The following is a 264-nucleotide window of genomic DNA, read 5'->3' on the forward strand; positions in this document are numbered from 1 at the left end:
CCATCGCCATCGGTAAAGGCGCTACTGCCGCCACCGCCAACAGCGTGGCGCTGGGCGACGGCGCGACCACTGCCGCGGCTGTGGGCACGGCTTCCGCCAAAATCGCGGACACCACCTACAACTTCGCCGGGGCTGTCCCGACCGGCACCGTGAGCGTGGGCAAGGCCGGTGCGGAACGCACCCTCACCAACGTCGCCGCCGGCCGCCTGAGTGCGACCAGCACCGATGCGGTCAACGGTTCGCAACTGTTCGCCACCAACCAGG

The 264-nt window shown here is 69.7% G+C and carries 1 pseudogene; it reads left to right on the forward strand.

The window, feature by feature from the left end:
- Positions 1–264, forward strand: a pseudogene (locus JFY56_RS24235) (hypothetical protein); the annotation flags it as partial.

The organism is Pseudomonas schmalbachii, from assembly GCF_017589465.1.
Taxonomy (GTDB): Bacteria; Pseudomonadota; Gammaproteobacteria; order Pseudomonadales; family Pseudomonadaceae; genus Pseudomonas; species Pseudomonas schmalbachii.